This window comes from Exiguobacterium sp. N4-1P, from assembly GCF_002214325.1.
Window position 1 is genome coordinate 77,149 of record NZ_CP022237.1, and the last position, 19,591, is coordinate 96,739.

Sequence of the window (19,591 nt, forward strand, 5' to 3'; positions counted from 1 at the left end):
TAAAGGAGTGATCGGCAATGGCAGAAGTACGTGTACGTTATGCACCAAGTCCGACCGGGCACCTTCATATTGGGAATGCACGGACGGCTTTATTCAACTATTTGTTCGCACGTCATGCGGGCGGGAAAATGATTTTACGGATTGAGGATACGGACCAAAAACGAAACATTGATGGTGGCGTTGAAAGTCAGATGAAGTACCTCGAGTGGCTCGGAATCGATTGGGATGAAGGTCCAGGCCGCGGTGGCGATTACGGTCCTTACTTCCAAATGGAACGGCTTGATCTTTATCAAAAATACACAGACGAGTTACTTGAAAAAGGACTCGCCTACCGTTGCTACATGACCTCGGAAGAACTTGAGGCGGAACGTGAAGCACAAATTGCACGTGGTGAAGCACCGCGTTATTCAGGTGCACACCGAGATTTATCGCAAGAACAAGAAGACGCATTCGTCGCGGAAGGACGGACACCATCGATTCGGATTCGTGTACCGGAAAGCGTGACATATACGTGGAACGATATCGTCAAAGAAGACGTATCGTTTGAATCAAAAGACTTCGGGGACTGGGTCATCGTCAAAAAAGACGGGATTCCGACGTATAACTTCGCCGTTGTCGTCGACGATCACTTGATGGCAATCAGCCATGTCTTACGTGGAGACGACCACATCTCGAACACGCCGAAACAGATGATGATTTATGATGCGTTCGGTTGGGAGTATCCAACATTTGGTCACATGACGCTCATCGTCAACGAAGAGCATAAAAAACTGTCGAAACGTGATCAATCAATCATTCAGTACATCGAGCAGTATAAAGACCTCGGGTATCTCCCGGAAGCGTTACTTAACTTCGTGACGTTGCTTGGTTGGTCGCCGGTCGGAGAACAAGAAATCTTTACGAAAGAAGAATTCATCGAGATCTTTGATGCGTCCCGCCTGTCGAAGAGTCCAGCTGTTTTCGATCAACAAAAACTCGCTTGGATCAATGGGCAGTACATGAAACATCAATCGTTCGAAGAAGTATTCGAAGCGAGTCTTCCATTCCTTCAAGCAGCAGGACGCGTCTCAAACGAGCCGTCAGCAGAAGAACTCGACTGGGCGAAGAACCTCGTCGGACTTTACCGTGAGCAGATGACACACGGAGCGGAAGTCGTTGAGCTTTCAGAGATGTTTTTTGAAGATGAAGTGGTGTATGATGAAGGAGCAAACACTGTCTTGAGTGGCGAAACGGTTCCGACCGTCTTAGCTGAATTCGCGAACCAATTGCGGACACTTGAAGAGTGGACGCCGGAAGCGATCAAAACATCGATTAAGGCAACACAAAAAGCAACCGGTCAAAAAGGAAAAAATCTGTTCATGCCAATCCGCGTCGCAACGACGGGGCAAACACATGGTCCAGAACTTCCGAATACGATTCAACTATTAGGAAAAGACCGCGTACTTGCGCGACTAGACGTATAAATAAAGCGTAGATGAGGAAAGTAGTGTCAATGTTTCTTCTCCAGAGACAAGCTTGTGTGGTGCGAGAGCTTGAAGAAAATTGCCATGAAATGCCCCTCTGAGTGCTACCCGAAATCAGTGAGAGTAGGCGTAGACGTATCTCCGGCGTTAACGGACACGGAGAGGGACGATTGATTCGTCCAAACAGAGTGGGACCGCGCTAATTAGCGTCTCTGTGCAGCGATGCACGGAGGCGCTTTTTCTTATGGAGAGGAGATTGAACATGACACGTATACGAGAAGACATTCGCAATGTATTCAACCAAGACCCGTCTGCACGCAGTAGCATTGAAGTCATCTTGACGTACCCCGGCTTACATGCGATTTGGATGCACCGTGTAGCCCATCGGTTATGGAAGTTGAACTTAAAGTTACTGGGGCGAAGCATTTCACAGTTCAGCCGCTTCTTGACAGGGATCGAAATTCATCCGGGTGCGACGATTGGTCGTCGCTTCTTCATCGACCATGGGATGGGTGTCGTCATCGGAGAAACAGCCATCATCGGCGACGATGTGACGATTTTTCAAGGCGTGACGCTCGGCGGGACGGGCAAAGAGACGGGCAAACGTCATCCGACGCTCGGTAATGGCGTGCTCGTTTCAGCCGGAGCACGTGTACTCGGTGATATTTCGGTCGGGGATGCATCAAAAATCGGGGCAAGCTCAGTCGTCCTAAAAGACGTCCCTGCTAACGCAACCGTCGTCGGGATTCCGGGACGTGTCGTCATCCAGGACGGAATGAAAGTCGAGGCCCCTCTCGATCACCGTCTACCGGATCCCGTTAGTGAGTGCCAGGAACGGATTGAAATTGAAATCGAAGAACTAAAACGGGAAATTGAACGAATCAAAGGAGGACTTCGGAATGATACAACTCTACAACAGCATGACCGGAAAAAAGGAACCATTTAAACCGTTAGAAGAAGGTAAGGTCAAGATGTACGTCTGTGGACCGACCGTCTATAACTATATCCACATTGGTAATGCCCGCCCGGCAATTGTCTTCGATACAGTCCGCCGCTACTTTACGTACCGCGGTTATGAGGTTCAGTACGTCTCGAACTTTACGGATGTCGATGATAAAATCATTCGGACGGCAAATGAACTCGGTGAAGATTATCATGACTTAACGAAACGTTTCATTGCCGCGTATCATGCAGATACGGGCGCTTTGAACGTCCAACAAGCGGACGTCCATCCGCTCGTTACGGAGACGATGGATGATATCATCGACTTCATCAAAGTTCTCGTTGAAAAAGGGAATGCCTATGCTTCAGGCGGAGATGTCTACTTCCGGACACGGAGTTTTGAGACGTATGGTCAGTTGAGTCAGCAATCGATTGATGAATTACAATCGGGCGCGCGGATTGAAGTCGGCGAGAAAAAAGAAGATCCACTCGATTTCGTTCTTTGGAAAGCCGTTAAGCCGGACGAACCGTCTTGGACAAGTCCATGGGGTGAAGGACGTCCGGGCTGGCACATCGAGTGCTCGGCGATGGCAAAGAAATACCTTGGCGATACGATTGATATCCATGCCGGTGGACAAGACTTGAAATTCCCGCACCATGAAAATGAAATTGCCCAGTCGGAAGCATGCAATTCTCAAAAATTCGCGAACTACTGGATGCACAATGGATTCGTCAACATCGAAAACGAGAAGATGTCGAAATCACTCGGAAACTTTTTGACGGTCCATGAAGCGATTCAAGTCGTCGATCCAATGGTCTTACGCTTCTTCATGCTGTCTGTTCAGTATCGCCATCCGATCAACTACAGCCGTGAGCTGATTGATCAAGCGGTCAACGGTCTCGCGCGAATTCGGGAGTCGGTCGCAAACGTCGAGCATCGTCTCGCGATGACGGCAGATCTCGGAACGGCAAACGAAAAATGGTTGAAGCGGATTGAAGACATCAAGCAACATTTCATCACGTCGATGGATGATGACTTCAATACAGCGAATGCTGTAACGGATTTGTTCGATTTATCGAAAGAAGCAAATCTTTATCTTGCAGAAGCACAAGTGTCAAAAGAAGTTCTTGAGCGCTTCCTGACCGTTTTCAATGAATTGTCGGGCGTATTAGGTGTAACGTTGACGGTCGACCGCGGACTGCTCGACGAAGAAGTCGAACAGTTGATCACAGAACGAAACGAAGCACGGAAAAATCGTGATTTCGGACGGGCAGATGAAATCCGCGATCAGTTACGCGACCAGGGCATCTTGCTTGAAGATACAGCACAAGGGATGCGGTGGAAGCGCGGATGAAGAACTATAAACAATTGAACGCGCTCGCGCTCGCCTATATGGGAGATGTCGTTTATGAGATGCATGTAAGAGAGCGACTACTTGACCGTGGTTTCGTCAAACCAGGCGAGTTGCATCAAGCAGCGGTCCAGTATGTCCGGGCGCAAGCACAGGCGACCGTCGTTACACATTGGCTCAATCAGGGAACACTGACAGAAGAGGAACAAGCCGTCGTCCGGCGTGGGAAAAATGCGAAGTCCGGTTCTGTACCAAAAAGTACGGATGTCCATACGTACCGCTACGCGACGGCGTTCGAAGCATTGTTAGGCTACATTTATCTTTCAGAAGGAGGGGATCGTCTTGAAGAACTCATCGGGCAAGCGTTCGAATTACTCGAAGCCGAAACGACAGACGGAAAATAACCCAGTCGATCAAGGACAGCGCCCTAAGACTGGCGAAAAACGAAAACGTGTTGAAAAGAAACAAGAGGACCCGGTCGTCATCGAACCACTCGCGGAAGGGCAGGATTTCCTTTACGGACGAAATCCCGTTCTCGAAGCGTTACGAAGTGGACGCGAAATGAATAAACTCTTTATCCAGGAAGGTCAACAAAAAGGTCCACTCGCCGTCATCCACGCGATGGCGCAAGAAGCGAATGTCCAAATTCAAATCGTCCCCCGTTCAAAACTGCATGGTCTGACAGGGAGCGACAACCATCAAGGTGTCGTTGCGGCAGTTGCCGCCTATGAATACGCGGAACTCGACGATATCTTTGCCCTAGCAGAGAAGAAGGATGAGACACCACTCATCGTCTTACTCGACGAGCTGGAAGACCCGCATAACCTCGGTTCGATTCTTCGGACGGCAGACGCTGTCGGAGCGCACGGGGTCATCATTCCGAAACGCCGCTCGGTCGGATTGACACAAGTCGTCGCAAAAGCATCGACGGGTGCAATCGAGCATATTCCGGTCGTTCGCGTGACGAACTTAACGCGGACGATGGAAGACCTCAAGAAAAAAGGGCTTTGGTTCGTCGGGACGGATGCGCGTGAAAGTGATGATTACCGGACGCTTGACGGAACGATGCCGCTTGGAATCGTCATTGGTAGTGAAGGAAAAGGGATGAGTCGCCTCGTCCGAGAGAAATGTGATTTCCTTGTCCACCTTCCGATGGCGGGCCATGTCACGTCACTCAATGCTTCCGTTGCCGCGTCACTCTTATTGTATGAAGTGTACCGGACGAGAAAGCCGTACGCGCGATGAAATATGACCGTCTGATCGTTGATGGCTACAATATCATTGGCGCATGGCCGGAATTCCGGACATTGCGGGAGCAAGATTTTGAATTAGCACGGGAACGATTGGTCGATGCAATGGCGGAATATCAGGCAGTGACAGGAATTAGTGTCACCATCGTCTTTGATGCCTATCTTCAGCCGGGGCGCGAGTCACGCTTAAAAAAGAGTGGACTCGAGGTCATTTATACACGCGAGAATGAAACTGCTGACGAATGGATTGAAAAAACGGCAGCCGAGTGGTTACAAGACATCCGTGTCAAGCTGACGGTCGCGACGAACGACTTCACGGAACAATGGGTGATCTTTACGCTCGGCGCACTCCGCATCTCGGCACAAGAGTTGAGACGGGACTGGAAAGCAGCGGTCGCCGTCATTCAGGGACAGACGACGATGTCGAAGACGAGCAAGAAACCGCGGTCGACTATCGATTTGCCGGCAGATGTCATCGAACGGCTTGAACAAATCCGAAGAAGAAAAAATTCAGATCAGTAAGGGGGTCTCCCCTTAAAAATAAACCGTTTTCTTGACGTACCTGTCGAGAAGGCGGTTTTTTTAAGGGCGAAATACAGATAAAAAGAGGTCATGCCAATTTTCACTGTCGCAGGATAGGAAATTATTGTATAATTGTAGGCAATTGATTAGTTCGTCATAGAAGCTTGGAGGGATGAAGGATGAGTTTGGTTTCGTTCGACCAGTTTGAGTGCATGTCTGATGAGGCGCTTGTGGAACAAGCGAAGGTATTCGATAATAGCGATGCCCTTGAATTTTTGATCGAGCGCTATCGTAACTTCGTACGTGCGAAGGCCCGGTCATATTTTTTGATTGGTGCGGACCGCGAAGATATCATTCAAGAAGGTATGATTGGCCTATACAAAGCAGTACGTGACTACCGGACTGATAAGTTGGCTTCTTTTAAAGGATTTGCCGAACTCTGCATCACACGGCAAATGATCACGGCAATCAAGACGGCGACCCGTCAAAAACATATTCCTCTCAATTCGTACATCTCGCTTGATAAACCAATTTATGATGATGAATCTTCTGAACGGACGTTGCTTGATATCATCACTTCGACGGCACCATCGGATCCGCAAATCTTGATCGTCAACCGAGAAGAGTATGCAGACATCGAAACGAAGATGGATGAAATCCTTAGTGACTTAGAACGAAAAGTGTTGGCACTTTATCTCGACGGAAGAACGTACCAAGAGATTTCGGATGATCTCGATCGCCACGTCAAATCAATTGATAACGCGTTACAGCGTGTCAAACGGAAACTGGAGCGATACCTCGAGGCACGTGAGTTGATTGTCTAACCGCGAGGTGGATTGACCAATCCGACTACCGTATGCTACTGTATAAATAGCGCCTTACTAGCGAGACGCCGCTCATAGGCGTTTTTTTTTACGCTCTTTTTTGGAGGAATCTCCTCCGTTCGAGAGAGAGAGCGGCAAAGAAGGAGGTCTTTTGAGATGGCGAAGAAAGTAGGCCTTGCTTGTGATATTTGCGGTGCCCGCGATTATACGACGATGAAAAAAGAGGATGTCACAGTCCGCTTGGAATTGAAAAAATTCTGTCGGCGTTGTAACGCGCATACGATTCATAAAGAAGCGAAATAAGGCTTCATCTATCCCGATTTAATACATCCTGGAGGGAAAGTACGATGAAATTTTTGCGTGACGTATGGAATGAACTGAAAAAGACGAGCTGGCCAAAACGAAAAGAATTGACGAAGTACACATTGACGGTAATCGGTATGGTTATCTTCATGGGCGTCTTCATCTTTGGTATCGATTCTGGTCTCAGCGCACTCATGAGTTGGTTGATTAAGTAAAAGAAGAGGTGGCGTACCATGGATAAACAGTGGTTTGTCGTCCAAACGTACTCTGGATTCGAAAACAACGTCAAGGCTAACCTTGAACGTCGGATCGAGTCTATGAACATGGACGAGAAAATCTTCCGTGTACTCGTTCCGATTGAAACGGTACAGGAAGAAGTAACGAATAAAAAAGGCGAAACAAAAATCAAAGAGCGTGAAGTTAAGATTTTCCCGGGGTATGTCCTCGTTGAAATGGTCATGACGGATGATTCTTGGTATGTTGTTCGTAACACACCGAACGTAACCGGATTCCTCGGTTCAGTGGGTGGTGGATCGAAACCGACGCCGCTTCTTCCTGAAGAAGCTGAAAACATCCTTGGTTCAATGGGACTTGTCGACATGAAGAGTCGTTATGACTACTCACTCGGTCAAATCGTCCGAATCAAAGAGGGTGCCTTCGAGAACCTTGAAGGAACGGTTGAAGAGCTTGATACAGAAACAGAAAAAATGAAAGTTTCTGTAGATATGTTCGGTCGCGAAACGAAAGTAGAACTCGATTTTTCACAAGTTGAAAAAATCGATTAAGTTTCCTATTGCGAATGTTTTGTTTTAATGGTACAATTTTTCCTGTTTGATGTTGTGCTTATTTCGATAAATAACTCGTCGAATAGAATGAGTGGGAGGACGCGCAACGTCCAATTAAACCACATTAAAGAATTAAGGAGGTGTGTCTCGTGGCGAAGAAGGTTATGAAACTAGTTAAACTTCAAATTCCTGCGGGCAAAGCAAACCCAGCTCCACCAGTTGGACCGGCACTCGGTCAAGCAGGTGTGAACATCATGGGCTTCTGTAAAGAGTTCAACGCTCGTACACAAGACCAAGCCGGCTTGATTATCCCTGTAGTCATCACGGTTTTTGAAGATCGTTCATTTACGTTTATTACTAAAACTCCACCAGCAGCAGTTCTCTTGAAGAAAGCAGCTGGAATCGAGAGCGGTTCAGGCGAGCCTAACCGTAAGAAAGTAGCGACTGTCAAACGTGACAAAGTTCGCGAAATCGCTGAAACGAAAATGCCAGACCTCAACGCAGCATCTGTTGAAACAGCGATGTTGATGGTTGAAGGTACTGCACGTTCTATGGGTATCGTAATCGAAGACTAAGTCTTTCGAATTACAATGAACAACGATGAGGGTCGCAGGCGGATAGTTAATTGAAGCCTTGCTACCCTTTCATTATGTGGGAGGATTTTCCGCACAACCACAAAGGAGGAACCTAAAATGGGTAAGAAGTACAAAGAAGCTGCTAAACTTATCGATCGTACGGTTTCATACGAACTCGCTGAAGCTGTAGACTTAACTAAAAAGTCTGCAACAGCGAAATTCGATGAAACGATCGAACTTGCTGTTCGTCTCGGAGTCGATCCGAAGAAAGCAGATCAACAAATCCGTGGAGCAGTCGTATTGCCACACGGTACTGGTAAAACACAACGCGTTCTCGTCTTCGCGAAAGGTGAGAAATTGAAAGAAGCGGAAGCTGCTGGAGCAGATTACGCTGGTGATTCTGAGTATATCGCTAAAATCCAAAAAGGATGGTTCGACTTCGATGTTATCGTTGCGACACCTGACATGATGGGTGAAGTTGGTAAACTCGGTCGTGTTCTCGGACCTAAAGGCCTCATGCCTAACCCGAAAACAGGAACTGTTACATTTGACGTCACAAAAGCAATCAACGATATCAAAGCTGGTAAAGTTGAGTACCGTGTCGACAAATCAGGTAACATCCACGTTCCTGTCGGTAAAAAATCATTCGATAACGAGAAGTTGGTTGAAAACATCACTACCGTTATGGAAACTCTCGTAAAAGTTAAGCCTGCTACTGCTAAAGGTGTTTACCTTAAAAACATCGCGATCGCTTCTACAATGGGTCCTGGTGTTAAAGTATCTTCAGCTGACTTCGCGAAATAATTTCGTCTAAAACGAACTTGACAACGTTCTAAGAACGCTGTTACAGTATAAAACGTTGATATATTCGACATACCGTAGACAGAAGGTGCTCATCGATTGAGCTTAAACCCTTCCGAGGTGTTCTTGCTCAGAGAGCCTGTTTGTTCAGGTATCCTTTTTGACGATTACGCCTCCTCTGCCCTGCAGAAGGAGGCTTTTTATTTGAAATCGAGCAGCCCCTCGCGCCGGTACAATTTATTTACCAGGAGGTGCAACAGAAATGGCAAACGAAAAAGTTATCGCTGTCAAAGCGGATCTCGTATCTGAGATCGCTGAGAAAATGCAAGCGAGCGCTGGAACAATCGTCGTCGACTACCGTGGTCTCACAGTAGACGAAGTCACTGAACTTCGTAAACAACTCCGCGAAGCGGGTGTTGAATTCAAAGTTTACAAAAACGGTCTCCTTCGCCGCGCAGCAGTTCAAAGCAACCTTGAAGGTCTTGACGAAGTATTCACTGGTCCTAGTGCGATCGCATTCAGCAATGAAGACGTTATTGCGCCAGCTAAGATCTTGAACAACTTCTCTAAAGAACACAAGGCTCTCGAACTTAAAGGTGGTATCATCGAAGGCAAAGTCACTTCAGTAGAAGATGTCAAAGCCCTTGCAGAACTTCCATCACGCGAAGGTCTCCTTTCAATGCTCCTCAGCGTGCTTCAAGCGCCAATCCGCGGTCTCGCGGTGGCAACGAACGCAATCGCAGAGCAAAAAGAAGAACAATCTGCTTAATGTCCGCTTAGCGGGATAGGCAAACACACAATTTTTCAAACCCCAACGTGGGCTAAATCAAAGGAGGAAAACCATAATGGCTTTCAACAAAGAGCAATTTATCGAAGACCTCAAGGGCATGACTGTTCTTGAACTTAACGAACTCGTAAAAACAATCGAAGAAGAATTCGGCGTATCAGCAGCAGCTCCAGTAGCAGCAGCAGGTGCAGGCGCAGCAGCAGCTGAAGAGCAAACTGAATTCGACGTAATCCTTACTAGCGCAGGTTCTGGTAAAATCAACGTCATCAAAGCAGTTCGCGAATTGACAGGCCTCGGTCTTAAAGAAGCGAAAGCACTCGTTGACGGAACTCCGGCTCCAGTTAAAGAAGGCGTTTCGAAAGAAGACGCTGACGCAATCAAAGCTAAGCTTGAAGAAGCTGGCGCAAGCGTAGAAGTTAAGTAATTTTCTTCTTCCGCAGACAAAAGAAGCTCGCTTTGCGGGCTTCTTTTGTTTTCATCTTTAATCAAGAGAGGGGAAGGAAACATGGCAGACCATTATTATACGAATGATCCCTCCTCAAAACGAGATCCGAAATCATGGGAGTTCGTCCTACGCGGCGAAACATTCCGCTTCACATCGGACCACGGTGTGTTCTCAAAAGGTGGCGTCGACTTTGGTTCGCGTCTATTGATTGAGGCATTCGTTGAGCCGGATGTACCGGGTGCGATTCTAGATGTCGGTTGCGGATATGGACCGATGGGGATTTCACTGGCAAAAGCGACCGGGCGTGACGCGAAACTCGTTGATGTTAACGAACGGGCACTTGAACTAGCGGCTGAAAATGCACGTGCGAATGGTGTTTCCGTGACGACCGGTGTAAGTGACGGGTATGTTGGCGTAGGTGATGAGACATTTGCAGCGATCGTGACGAATCCACCGATTCGGGCAGGAAAAGCAGTTGTTCATCGGATTTTACGTGAAGCTTATGATCACCTCGTAGTAGGGGGCGCCCTCTGGGTCGTCATTCAGAAAAAACAAGGGGGACCATCAGCGAAGAAACTGATGGAAGAAGTCTTCGGTTCTTGCGAGACAGTAACCCGCGATAAAGGGTATTCAATATTTAAATCAATTCGGTCTTGACAAATCGGGTGATTTGTCGTTGACCTTGTGTTGTGTCTATGATAGTATTATAAAATGCCATTGGAGTGATTTTTGGATAAGCAGGTTGAAAGTAGCTGGCGTTCTCGACTACAGATGATTGAGTAGACAAGACGTCGCTTTTTTGCGCTTATCGGTCAAAAAATGGCTTCAATGTTCGATATTACACCCGTCCTTCTCTAGAAGAAGAAGTGGGTCTGAGAGGTGAATCAGTTGACTGGTCAACTTGTTCAGTACGGTCGTCACCGTCAGAGAAGAAGCTATGCACGTATCAGCGAAGTATTAGAACTTCCAAATCTAATTGAGATTCAAACGAATTCATACGAATGGTTCCTACGGGAAGGTCTTCGTGAGATGTTTCATGACATTTCGCCGATTTCCGACTTCACAGGAAATCTCGTATTAGAATTCATCGATTACTCGCTCGGTGAGCCGAAGTATTCGATTGATGAATCGAAAGAACGCGACGTGACCTATTCGGCACCACTGCGCGTTAAAGTCCGTCTTCAAAACAAAGAGACGGGTGAATTGAAGGAACAAGAAGTCTTCATGGGTGACTTCCCGCTTATGACGGAGTCGGGAACATTCATTATTAATGGTGCGGAACGAGTTATCGTTTCTCAGCTTGTTCGTTCGCCAAGTGTGTATTACAACAATAAGTTAGATAAGAACGGTAAACGTGGATTCTCGGCAACGGTCATCCCGAACCGTGGAGCATGGCTCGAACTTGAGACAGATGCGAAAGATATCGTATATGTCCGAATCGACCGCACGCGTAAGATTCCTGTAACGGTTCTTTTACGTGCTCTTGGTTTCGGTACGGATCAGGAAATCATCGATCTCCTTGGAGATGATGAGTACCTCCGGAATTCGCTTGAAAAAGATAATACAGAATCAACGGAAAAAGCCCTCATCGAAATCTATGAGCGTCTACGCCCGGGTGAGCCACCGACAGTTGAAAATGCGAAAGCACTTCTCGTGTCACGGTTCTTCGACCCGAAACGTTACGACTTGGCAAACGTTGGTCGCTATAAAATCAATAAGAAGCTTCATCTGAAGAATCGTCTGTTCGGACAAAAGCTTGCGGAAACGCTCGTTGACCCTGAAACAGGTGAAGTAATCGCAGAAGCTGGAACGGTTCTTGACCGTCGTATGCTCGACAAAGTCTTGCCATTCCTTGAAGGATCTGTCGGTTACATCGAAGCGACGCCAACTGGCGGCGTAACACAAGGCGAAGCCTTCAACTTACAGTCGATCAAGGTGTTCGCACCGGACGATGCTGAAGGTGAACGCATCATCAATATCATCGGTAACGGTAACATCGATCGTGACATCAAGCACATTACGCCTGCTGACATGATTGCTGCAATCAACTACTTCTTCAACTTGTTGCATGAAGTAGGAACAACAGACGATATCGACCACCTCGGTAACCGTCGTCTCCGTTCTGTCGGTGAATTGCTCCAAAACCAGTTCCGTATTGGTCTTTCACGTATGGAACGTGTCGTTAAGGAACGTATGTCGATTCAAGATCAGAATGCGATCACGCCACAGGCATTGATCAACATTCGTCCTGTTATCGCGTCAATTAAAGAGTTCTTCGGTAGCTCACAGTTATCACAGTTCATGGACCAAACAAACCCGCTCGCTGAGTTGACGCACAAACGTCGTCTATCTGCTCTCGGACCCGGTGGTTTGACACGTGAGCGTGCTGGCTTTGAAGTTCGAGATGTTCACTACTCGCATTATTCCCGTATGTGTCCAATCGAAACGCCAGAGGGACCAAACATCGGTTTGATCAACTCACTGTCTTCGTTCGCGAAAGTCAATGAGTATGGTTTCATCGAAGCACCATACCGCCGTGTCAATCCGGAAACGGGTGTTGTCACGGATGAAATTCACTACATGACGGCAGACGAAGAAGATCTCTACGTCGTTGCGCAGGCAAACATGTTGTTGACGGAAGAGAAGACGTTCCAAGATACACACGTCCTCTCACGTTTCCGTGGACAAAACTTGTCTGTTGAGCCATCACGTGTCGATTACATGGATGTTTCTCCGAAACAGGTTGTTTCGGCAGCGACAGCATGTATTCCGTTCCTTGAGAACGATGACTCGAACCGTGCCCTCATGGGAGCAAACATGCAACGTCAGGCCGTACCACTTCTCGATCCAGAATCTCCGATTGTTGGAACTGGGATGGAGTACGTGTCTGCGAAAGACTCAGGAGCTGCCGTTGTTGCAAAACACTCTGGTATCGCTGAGCGCGTAACGGCTCGTGAAATCCTTGTCCGTCGTACGACGGAAGTCGATGGCAACATCGTTCAAGGTGAACTTGATCGTTATAAAATCCAAAAATTCATTCGTTCTAACCAAGGAACGTGCTATAACCAAAAACCAATCATCAAAGCAGGCGATCCTGTCGATAAAGGCGAGATTCTTGCAGATGGTCCATCAATGGACGGTGGGGAACTTGCGCTCGGTCGTAACGTACTCGTCGGTTTCATGACATGGGATGGTTACAACTACGAGGATGCCGTCATCATGAGCGAACGTCTTGTGAAAGATGATGTCTACACATCGATCCACATTGAGGAATACGAATGTGAATCACGCGATACAAAACTCGGACCGGAAGAAATCACTCGTGATATTCCGAACGTCGGTGACGACGCCCTGAAAAACCTCGACGACCGCGGAATCATTCGTGTCGGTGCTGAAGTAAAAGATGGGGATATCTTAGTCGGTAAAGTTACACCTAAGGGCGTAACGGAATTGACAGCTGAAGAACGTCTGTTACATGCGATCTTCGGTGAAAAAGCACGTGAAGTGCGTGATACATCACTCCGTGTACCACACGGCGGCGACGGTATCATCCTTGACGTCAAAATCTTCGATCGTGATAACGGCGACGAACTATCTCCTGGTGTCAACCAGTTGATCCGTGCGTACATCGTTCAAAAACGTAAGATTCACGAAGGAGATAAAATGGCAGGTCGTCACGGTAACAAAGGTGTTATCTCACGTATCTTGCCAGAAGAAGACATGCCGTACATGCCAGACGGCACACCAATCGACATCATGTTGAACCCACTTGGTGTACCATCACGGATGAACATCGGGCAGTTGCTCGAGCTTCACCTTGGTATGGCTGCACGCCAACTCGGAATCAAAGTCGCATCACCGGTATTTGATGGTGCACGTGAGGAAGATGTTTGGGCAACGATTGAAGAAGCCGGTATGGATCGCGACGCGAAGACTGTTCTTTATGACGGTCGTTCGGGTGAAGCGTTTGATAACCGCATCTCGGTCGGTGTCATGTATATGATTAAACTCGCCCACATGGTCGATGATAAGCTTCACGCACGTTCGACGGGTCCTTACTCACTCGTTACGCAACAGCCGCTCGGTGGTAAAGCCCAGTTCGGTGGACAGCGTTTCGGAGAGATGGAAGTTTGGGCACTTGAAGCATATGGTGCCGCGTATACACTCCAAGAGATCTTAACGATCAAATCGGATGATACGATCGGTCGTGTTAAAGCGTATGAAGCGATCGTTAAAGGCGAAAATGTACCGCAACCGGGCGTACCGGAATCGTTCCGAGTTCTCATTAAAGAACTTCAATCACTTGGTATGGACGTTAAGATGATGTCTGCTGAGGACGAAGAGATCGAAATGAAGGACGACGACGAGGACAACATCCCGAACGCGACTCCAGCACTCGAAGAAGTTCAAGCGCCTGTCGCACCAGTTGTTACTGAAGAGGAATAAGCGAAAGGGAGGTCCACCCCTTGGTAGATGTTAATAGATTTGAATATATGAAAATCGGCCTCGCTTCCCCCGAAAAGATCCGTTCGTGGTCTTTCGGGGAAGTGAAAAAGCCGGAGACGATCAACTATCGTACGCTCAAGCCAGAGAAAGACGGTTTGTTCTGTGAACGGATTTTTGGTCCAACGAAAGACTGGGAATGTTACTGTGGGAAATACAAACGAATCCGTTATAAAGGAATCATTTGTGACCGCTGTGGCGTTGAAGTCACGAAGTCGAAAGTCCGTCGTGAGCGCATGGGTCACATCGAGCTCGCAGCACCGGTTTCGCACATTTGGTACTTCAAAGGAATCCCAAGTCGTATGGGTCTTGTCTTAGATATGTCACCACGTGCGCTCGAAGAGATCATTTACTTCGCATCGTACGTCGTTACAGATCCGGGCGAATCGACACTCGAGAAAAAACAACTCCTTTCAGAAAAAGAATACCGTGCATACCGTGAGAAATTCGGTAGCTCATTCACAGCTGAAATGGGTGCGGAAGCAGTTCGTAAATTGCTCCGCGACGTTGAACTCGAAAAAGAAGTAGCTGGTTTACGTGAAGACCTTCGAATGATTCAAGGACAACGTCGTACACGTGCGATCAAACGTCTTGAAGTCTTAGATGCTTTCCGCAACTCAGGCAACAACCCGGAATGGATGGTTCTCGAAGTATTGCCAGTCATCCCGCCGGAACTTCGTCCGATGGTCCAGCTTGATGGTGGACGTTTCGCGACATCAGATTTAAACGATTTATACCGTCGTGTTATCAACCGTAACAACCGTCTCAAGCGTCTTCTTGACCTTGGCGCTCCGAACATCATCGTTCAGAATGAAAAACGGATGTTACAAGAAGCGGTTGATGCCTTGATCGATAATGGTCGTCGTGGCCGTCCGGTCACTGGACCAGGTAACCGTCCATTAAAATCTCTTTCACATATGTTGAAAGGGAAACAAGGACGTTTCCGTCAAAACTTACTCGGTAAACGTGTCGACTACTCTGGTCGTTCGGTTATCGTCGTTGGTCCAAACTTGAAGATGTATCAATGTGGTCTTCCAAAAGAAATGGCCCTTGAGCTCTTCAAACCGTTTGTTATGAAAGAACTCGTCTCACGTGGTATCGCACCAAACATTAAGAGTGCGAAACGTAAAATCGAACGCGTTCAACCTGAAATCTGGGATGTACTTGAAGAAGTCATCCGCGAGCATCCGGTTCTCTTGAACCGTGCACCGACACTTCACCGTCTCGGTATTCAGGCGTTCGAACCAACACTTGTCGAGGGTCGCGCGATTCGCCTACACCCACTCGTATGTACGGCTTACAACGCCGATTTCGATGGTGACCAAATGGCGGTCCACGTACCACTTTCTGCAGAAGCACAAGCAGAAGCACGTCTTCTCATGCTCGCTGCACAAAACATCTTGAACCCGAAAGACGGTAAGCCTGTTGTTACACCATCGCAGGATATGGTCCTCGGTAACTACTACCTCACACTCGAACGCGAAAACGCGATCGGTGAAGGTAAAATCTTCTCGACTGTGAATGAAGCACTCATCGCCTACCAAAACGGGTATGTTCACTTCCATTCACGTGTTGCGATTCCTGCCGGCGTTCTTAAGAACCCGACGTTTACAGAGTCACAAAACGAGAAATTATTGGTTACGACTGTCGGTAAGTTGATCTTCAACGAGATCCTCCCAACGACTTTCCCATACTTGAATGAGCCAACAATGAGCAACTTACAGGAAGCAACGCCTGAGAAGTACTTCCTTGAAAATGGAACGGATGTTGCTGCTGAAATCAAGAACCGTCCAATCATTGAGCCATTCAAAAAAGGATTCCTTGGAAATGTCATCGCGGAAGTCTTCAAACGTTTCGAAACGACGGAGACGAGCCGTATGCTCGACCGCATGAAAAACCTTGGTTTCAAACACTCGACACGTGCCGGTATCACGGTTGGTATCTCGGATATCATCGTACTTCCGGACAAACAGGAAATCCTGGTCGAAGCACAAGATAACGTGGATCGCGTTATGAAATCGTACCGCCGTGGTCTCATCACGGAAGACGAGCGCTATGAGCGTGTCGTCAAGTCGTGGAACGACGCGAAGGATGAAATTCAGTCTCGTCTGATGAAATCCCTCAACCGTCTAAACCCGATCTTCATGATGAGTGACTCTGGTGCCCGTGGTAACGCGTCAAACTTTACGCAGCTTGCAGGGATGCGTGGACTCATGGCCGCTCCAAGTGGACGGATCATCGAGCTCCCGATCAAATCTTCGTTCCGTGAGGGTCTGACGGTTCAGGAATACTTCATCTCGACGCACGGTGCGCGTAAAGGTCTTGCCGATACAGCCTTGAAAACTGCCGATTCAGGTTACCTGACTCGTCGTCTCGTTGATGTAGCGCAAGATGTTATCATTCGTGAAGATGATTGTGGAACGGATCGTGGTATCCGTGTCATGGCTCTTCGCGAAGGAACGGAAGAAATCGAAAGTCTTTACGACCGACTCGTCGGACGTACGGCATTCGAAAAAGTCGTTCACCCGGAAACGGGAGAAGTTCTTGTTTCTGTTAACGAACTCATCGACGAAGATATCGCGCGTACAATTACGGACGCTGGTATCGACAACGTTGAAATTCGTACTGCCTTCACTTGTAACACGAGTCATGGTGTCTGTAAGAAATGTTACGGACGTAACCTTGCAACGGGTAACGATGTTGAAGTCGGTGAAGCAGTCGGAATCATTGCGGCACAATCAATCGGTGAGCCAGGAACGCAGCTTACAATGCGTACCTTCCACACAGGTGGGGTTGCCGGAGATGATATCACGCAAGGTCTTCCACGTATCCAAGAGTTGTTCGAGGCCCGTAACCCGAAAGGTCAAGCGGTCATCTCGGAAATCGACGGACAAGTCATCGACTTTACAGAGTCGCGTGACAAACGTGAATTGACGATTCAAGGTCTGAGCGAAACACGCACATACACGATTCCATTCGGATCGCGTCTACGTGTTCAACTCGGTGAAGAAGTCATTGCCGGTCAAGTGTTCACAGAAGGATCGATTGATCCGAAAGAACTCTTAAACGTTAAAGGTGTATCTGGTGTTCAGAACTACCTTCTTCAGGAAGTTCAAAAAGTATACCGGATGCAAGGAGTTGAAATCGGTGACAAGCACGTCGAGGTCATGGTTCGTCAAATGATCCGCCGCGTTCGCGTCATCGAGTCAGGTGAGACAACACTTCTCCCTGGTTCACTCGTTGATATCAGTACCTTTAAAGAAGCATGTAAAGAAGCGCTCCGTGCAGGAAAAGCACTCGCTTCCGCTAAACCAGTTCTCCTTGGTATTACAAAAGCATCGCTTGAGACAGACTCGTTCCTATCAGCTGCTTCGTTCCAGGAAACTACTCGTGTCCTTACGGATGCAGCAATCAAAGGGAAGAGCGACTACCTTCGCGGCTTGAAAGAGAACGTTATTATCGGTAAACTAGTTCCAGCTGGTACAGGAATGACACGTTACCGTCAAATCGGACTCGAAGTAGCTGGTGAAGCACCTGTAGAAGCAGATTCTCCTGTAGAATAAAACGCCTTGACACGTCGGTATGGCGGTGCTACTATGATATAGTGTTGCCAACCGGCCGTGTTATTTTGGAGGATATCTTCATGTCTTACAAAAAAGTAGTCGGCGCAGATTTGAAGTTTGTCGGTCAAAAGCAAACGCTCAAAGCATTGCGATCTGGCAAGGCGTCGGAAGTGATCATCGCGGATGACGCAGATGAACACGTAAAACAAGCATTGCTCGATGCGGCGAAACAAGCTAACGTTCCGGTTGTGAACGTGCCTTCTAAGCTTGAGCTTGGTAAGGTTTGTGGAATCGATGTCGCGGCAACTGCTGTTGCCATTAAGAAAGTTTGATAATACGTTTTGTGTGGCGATGGAATGCCTGAGCCACGCAAAACGTTTCATTATGACTTTCGATGAACCACCCGGCTCGGTGGTTTTGAAACTTGTCATGAATTCAGGAAGGGAGGATCTCAAAGATGCCTACTATCAATCAATTGGTCCGTAAAGGACGTCAATCAAAAGTTGTGAAATCAGATTCGCCAGCGCTGAACAAAGGGTACAACAGCTTCATTAAAGCTCGTACTGACATCAGCTCACCACAAAAACGTGGTGTTTGTACTCGTGTAGGTACAATGACTCCGAAGAAACCGAACTCGGCTCTTCGTAAGTACGCACGTGTACGCTTGACGAACACAATGGAAGTAACAGCTTACATCCCAGGTATCGGCCACAACTTGCAAGAACACAGTGTTGTTCTTATTCGCGGAGGCCGCGTAAAAGACTTACCAGGGGTACGTTATCACATCGTTCGTGGTGCACTTGATACAGCTGGAGTTGACGGCCGTATGCAAGGTCGCTCGAAATATGGTACTAAACGTCCAAAAGCAGCAAAAAAATAATCTAGATATCTGAAGATATCACCTCACTATATGAAAGGAGGGACTCGGAATGCCACGTAAAGGTCAAGCAGAACGTCGTGATGTAATGGCTGATCCGATCTACAACTCTAAACTCGTTACCCGCCTTATCAACCGTCTTATGTTAGATGGTAAAAAAGGTACTGCTCAACAAATCTTATACAAAGCTTTCGAAACTATCGCTGAACGTTCAGGTCGCGATGCAATGGAAGTTTTTGAAGAGGCGATGAACAACATCATGCCAGTTCTTGAAGTAAAAGCACGCCGTGTAGGTGGAGCTAACTATCAAGTTCCTGTCGAAGTCCGCCCTGAGCGCCGTACGACACTCGCACTTCGTTACCTCGTGAACTACTCACGTCTCCGTAACGAGAAAACTATGGATGCTCGTCTTGCTAATGAAATCATGGACGCTGCAAACAACACTGGTGCTTCTGTTAAGAAGCGCGAAGATATGCACAAAATGGCGGAAGCGAACAAAGCGTTTGCTCACTACCGCTGGTAAATCCGGAATTAACCACCTCATCTATGCCATTTTGTATGGAAATATGAGGTGGCTTTCGGGTATAGTCATGACGTGT

The 19,591-nt window shown here is 47.7% G+C and carries 20 protein-coding genes and 2 other annotated features; all 20 genes read left to right on the forward strand.

The window, feature by feature from the left end:
* Nucleotides 1-17 precede the first annotated feature (17 nt).
* Nucleotides 18-1,463 carry a glutamate--tRNA ligase gene (gltX, locus tag A0126_RS15970; protein WP_088835997.1) on the forward strand — a complete coding sequence of 482 codons (1,446 nt, stop codon included), beginning with the start codon at nt 18-20 and terminating at the stop codon, nt 1,461-1,463.
* Nucleotides 1,463-1,680: a binding site (T-box leader), on the forward strand. Its footprint overlaps the gene before it by 1 nt.
* 45 nt (nt 1,681-1,725) lie before the next feature.
* The gene (gene cysE / locus A0126_RS15975; protein WP_088835998.1) at nt 1,726-2,409 is read left to right on the forward strand and encodes a serine O-acetyltransferase; all 684 of its coding nucleotides are present in this window, start codon (nt 1,726-1,728) and stop codon (nt 2,407-2,409) included.
* Nucleotides 2,363-3,760, forward strand: coding sequence for a cysteine--tRNA ligase (cysS, locus tag A0126_RS15980; protein WP_088835999.1), 1,398 nt, complete (start codon nt 2,363-2,365; stop codon nt 3,758-3,760). The genes cysE and cysS overlap by 47 nt, the downstream gene beginning before the upstream one ends.
* Nucleotides 3,757-4,161, forward strand: coding sequence for a Mini-ribonuclease 3 (locus tag A0126_RS15985; RefSeq protein ID WP_088836000.1), 405 nt, complete (start codon nt 3,757-3,759; stop codon nt 4,159-4,161). Before cysS ends, A0126_RS15985 begins: the two co-directional genes overlap by 4 nt.
* A 79-nt stretch (nt 4,162-4,240) precedes the next feature.
* Nucleotides 4,241-5,002: a 23S rRNA (guanosine(2251)-2'-O)-methyltransferase RlmB gene (gene rlmB / locus A0126_RS15990; RefSeq protein WP_088838388.1), complete on the forward strand. Its 762-nt coding sequence runs from the start codon at nt 4,241-4,243 to the stop codon at nt 5,000-5,002.
* Nucleotides 4,999-5,529, forward strand: a complete 531-nt coding sequence (locus tag A0126_RS15995; RefSeq protein WP_088836001.1) for an NYN domain-containing protein — start codon at nt 4,999-5,001, stop codon at nt 5,527-5,529. Before rlmB ends, A0126_RS15995 begins: the two co-directional genes overlap by 4 nt.
* A 179-nt stretch (nt 5,530-5,708) precedes the next feature.
* Nucleotides 5,709-6,353: an RNA polymerase sporulation sigma factor SigH gene (gene sigH / locus A0126_RS16000; protein WP_088836002.1), complete on the forward strand. Its 645-nt coding sequence runs from the start codon at nt 5,709-5,711 to the stop codon at nt 6,351-6,353.
* 156 nt (nt 6,354-6,509) lie between these two features.
* On the forward strand, nt 6,510-6,656 hold the full coding sequence (gene rpmG, locus A0126_RS16005; RefSeq protein WP_029332247.1) for a 50S ribosomal protein L33: 147 nt from the start codon (nt 6,510-6,512) through the stop codon (nt 6,654-6,656).
* Between the two features lie 44 nt (nt 6,657-6,700).
* Nucleotides 6,701-6,871 (forward strand): preprotein translocase subunit SecE, encoded by a 171-nt coding sequence (gene secE, locus A0126_RS16010; protein WP_029332248.1) that lies wholly within the window; start codon nt 6,701-6,703, stop codon nt 6,869-6,871.
* Nucleotides 6,872-6,889: 18 nt separating this feature from the next.
* Nucleotides 6,890-7,441, forward strand: a complete 552-nt coding sequence (gene nusG, locus A0126_RS16015) for a transcription termination/antitermination protein NusG (protein ID WP_088836003.1) — start codon at nt 6,890-6,892, stop codon at nt 7,439-7,441.
* 149 nt (nt 7,442-7,590) lie between these two features.
* Complete coding sequence (rplK, locus tag A0126_RS16020) at nt 7,591-8,016, forward strand: 50S ribosomal protein L11 (protein WP_012368996.1); 426 nt, start codon at nt 7,591-7,593, stop codon at nt 8,014-8,016.
* 117 nt (nt 8,017-8,133) lie between these two features.
* Entirely contained in the window at nt 8,134-8,820 is a 687-nt protein-coding gene (gene rplA / locus A0126_RS16025; RefSeq protein ID WP_029332250.1) for a 50S ribosomal protein L1, read from the forward strand.
* 54 nt (nt 8,821-8,874) lie between these two features.
* Nucleotides 8,875-9,029 (forward strand) — a sequence feature (ribosomal protein L10 leader region).
* 50 nt (nt 9,030-9,079) lie between these two features.
* Entirely contained in the window at nt 9,080-9,586 is a 507-nt protein-coding gene (rplJ, locus tag A0126_RS16030; protein ID WP_029332251.1) for a 50S ribosomal protein L10, read from the forward strand.
* Between the two features lie 76 nt (nt 9,587-9,662).
* Nucleotides 9,663-10,028 carry a 50S ribosomal protein L7/L12 gene (rplL, locus tag A0126_RS16035; RefSeq protein ID WP_012368999.1) on the forward strand — a complete coding sequence of 122 codons (366 nt, stop codon included), beginning with the start codon at nt 9,663-9,665 and terminating at the stop codon, nt 10,026-10,028.
* A gap of 81 nt (nt 10,029-10,109) precedes the next feature.
* A complete protein-coding gene (locus A0126_RS16040) occupies nt 10,110-10,706 on the forward strand; it encodes a class I SAM-dependent methyltransferase (protein ID WP_088836004.1) in 597 nt (198 codons plus the stop codon).
* Between the two features lie 231 nt (nt 10,707-10,937).
* Nucleotides 10,938-14,495, forward strand: coding sequence for a DNA-directed RNA polymerase subunit beta (gene rpoB / locus A0126_RS16045; protein WP_088838389.1), 3,558 nt, complete (start codon nt 10,938-10,940; stop codon nt 14,493-14,495).
* A 20-nt stretch (nt 14,496-14,515) separates the two neighbouring features.
* The gene (gene rpoC / locus A0126_RS16050) at nt 14,516-18,115 is read left to right on the forward strand and encodes a DNA-directed RNA polymerase subunit beta' (protein WP_088836005.1); all 3,600 of its coding nucleotides are present in this window, start codon (nt 14,516-14,518) and stop codon (nt 18,113-18,115) included.
* 80 nt (nt 18,116-18,195) lie between these two features.
* Nucleotides 18,196-18,447: a ribosomal L7Ae/L30e/S12e/Gadd45 family protein gene (locus A0126_RS16055; protein WP_088836006.1), complete on the forward strand. Its 252-nt coding sequence runs from the start codon at nt 18,196-18,198 to the stop codon at nt 18,445-18,447.
* Nucleotides 18,448-18,572: 125 nt separating this feature from the next.
* On the forward strand, nt 18,573-18,995 hold the full coding sequence (gene rpsL / locus A0126_RS16060; protein ID WP_012369004.1) for a 30S ribosomal protein S12: 423 nt from the start codon (nt 18,573-18,575) through the stop codon (nt 18,993-18,995).
* A gap of 49 nt (nt 18,996-19,044) precedes the next feature.
* On the forward strand, nt 19,045-19,515 hold the full coding sequence (gene rpsG / locus A0126_RS16065; RefSeq protein WP_023466623.1) for a 30S ribosomal protein S7: 471 nt from the start codon (nt 19,045-19,047) through the stop codon (nt 19,513-19,515).
* The last annotated feature ends 76 nt before the right edge of the window (nt 19,516-19,591 follow it).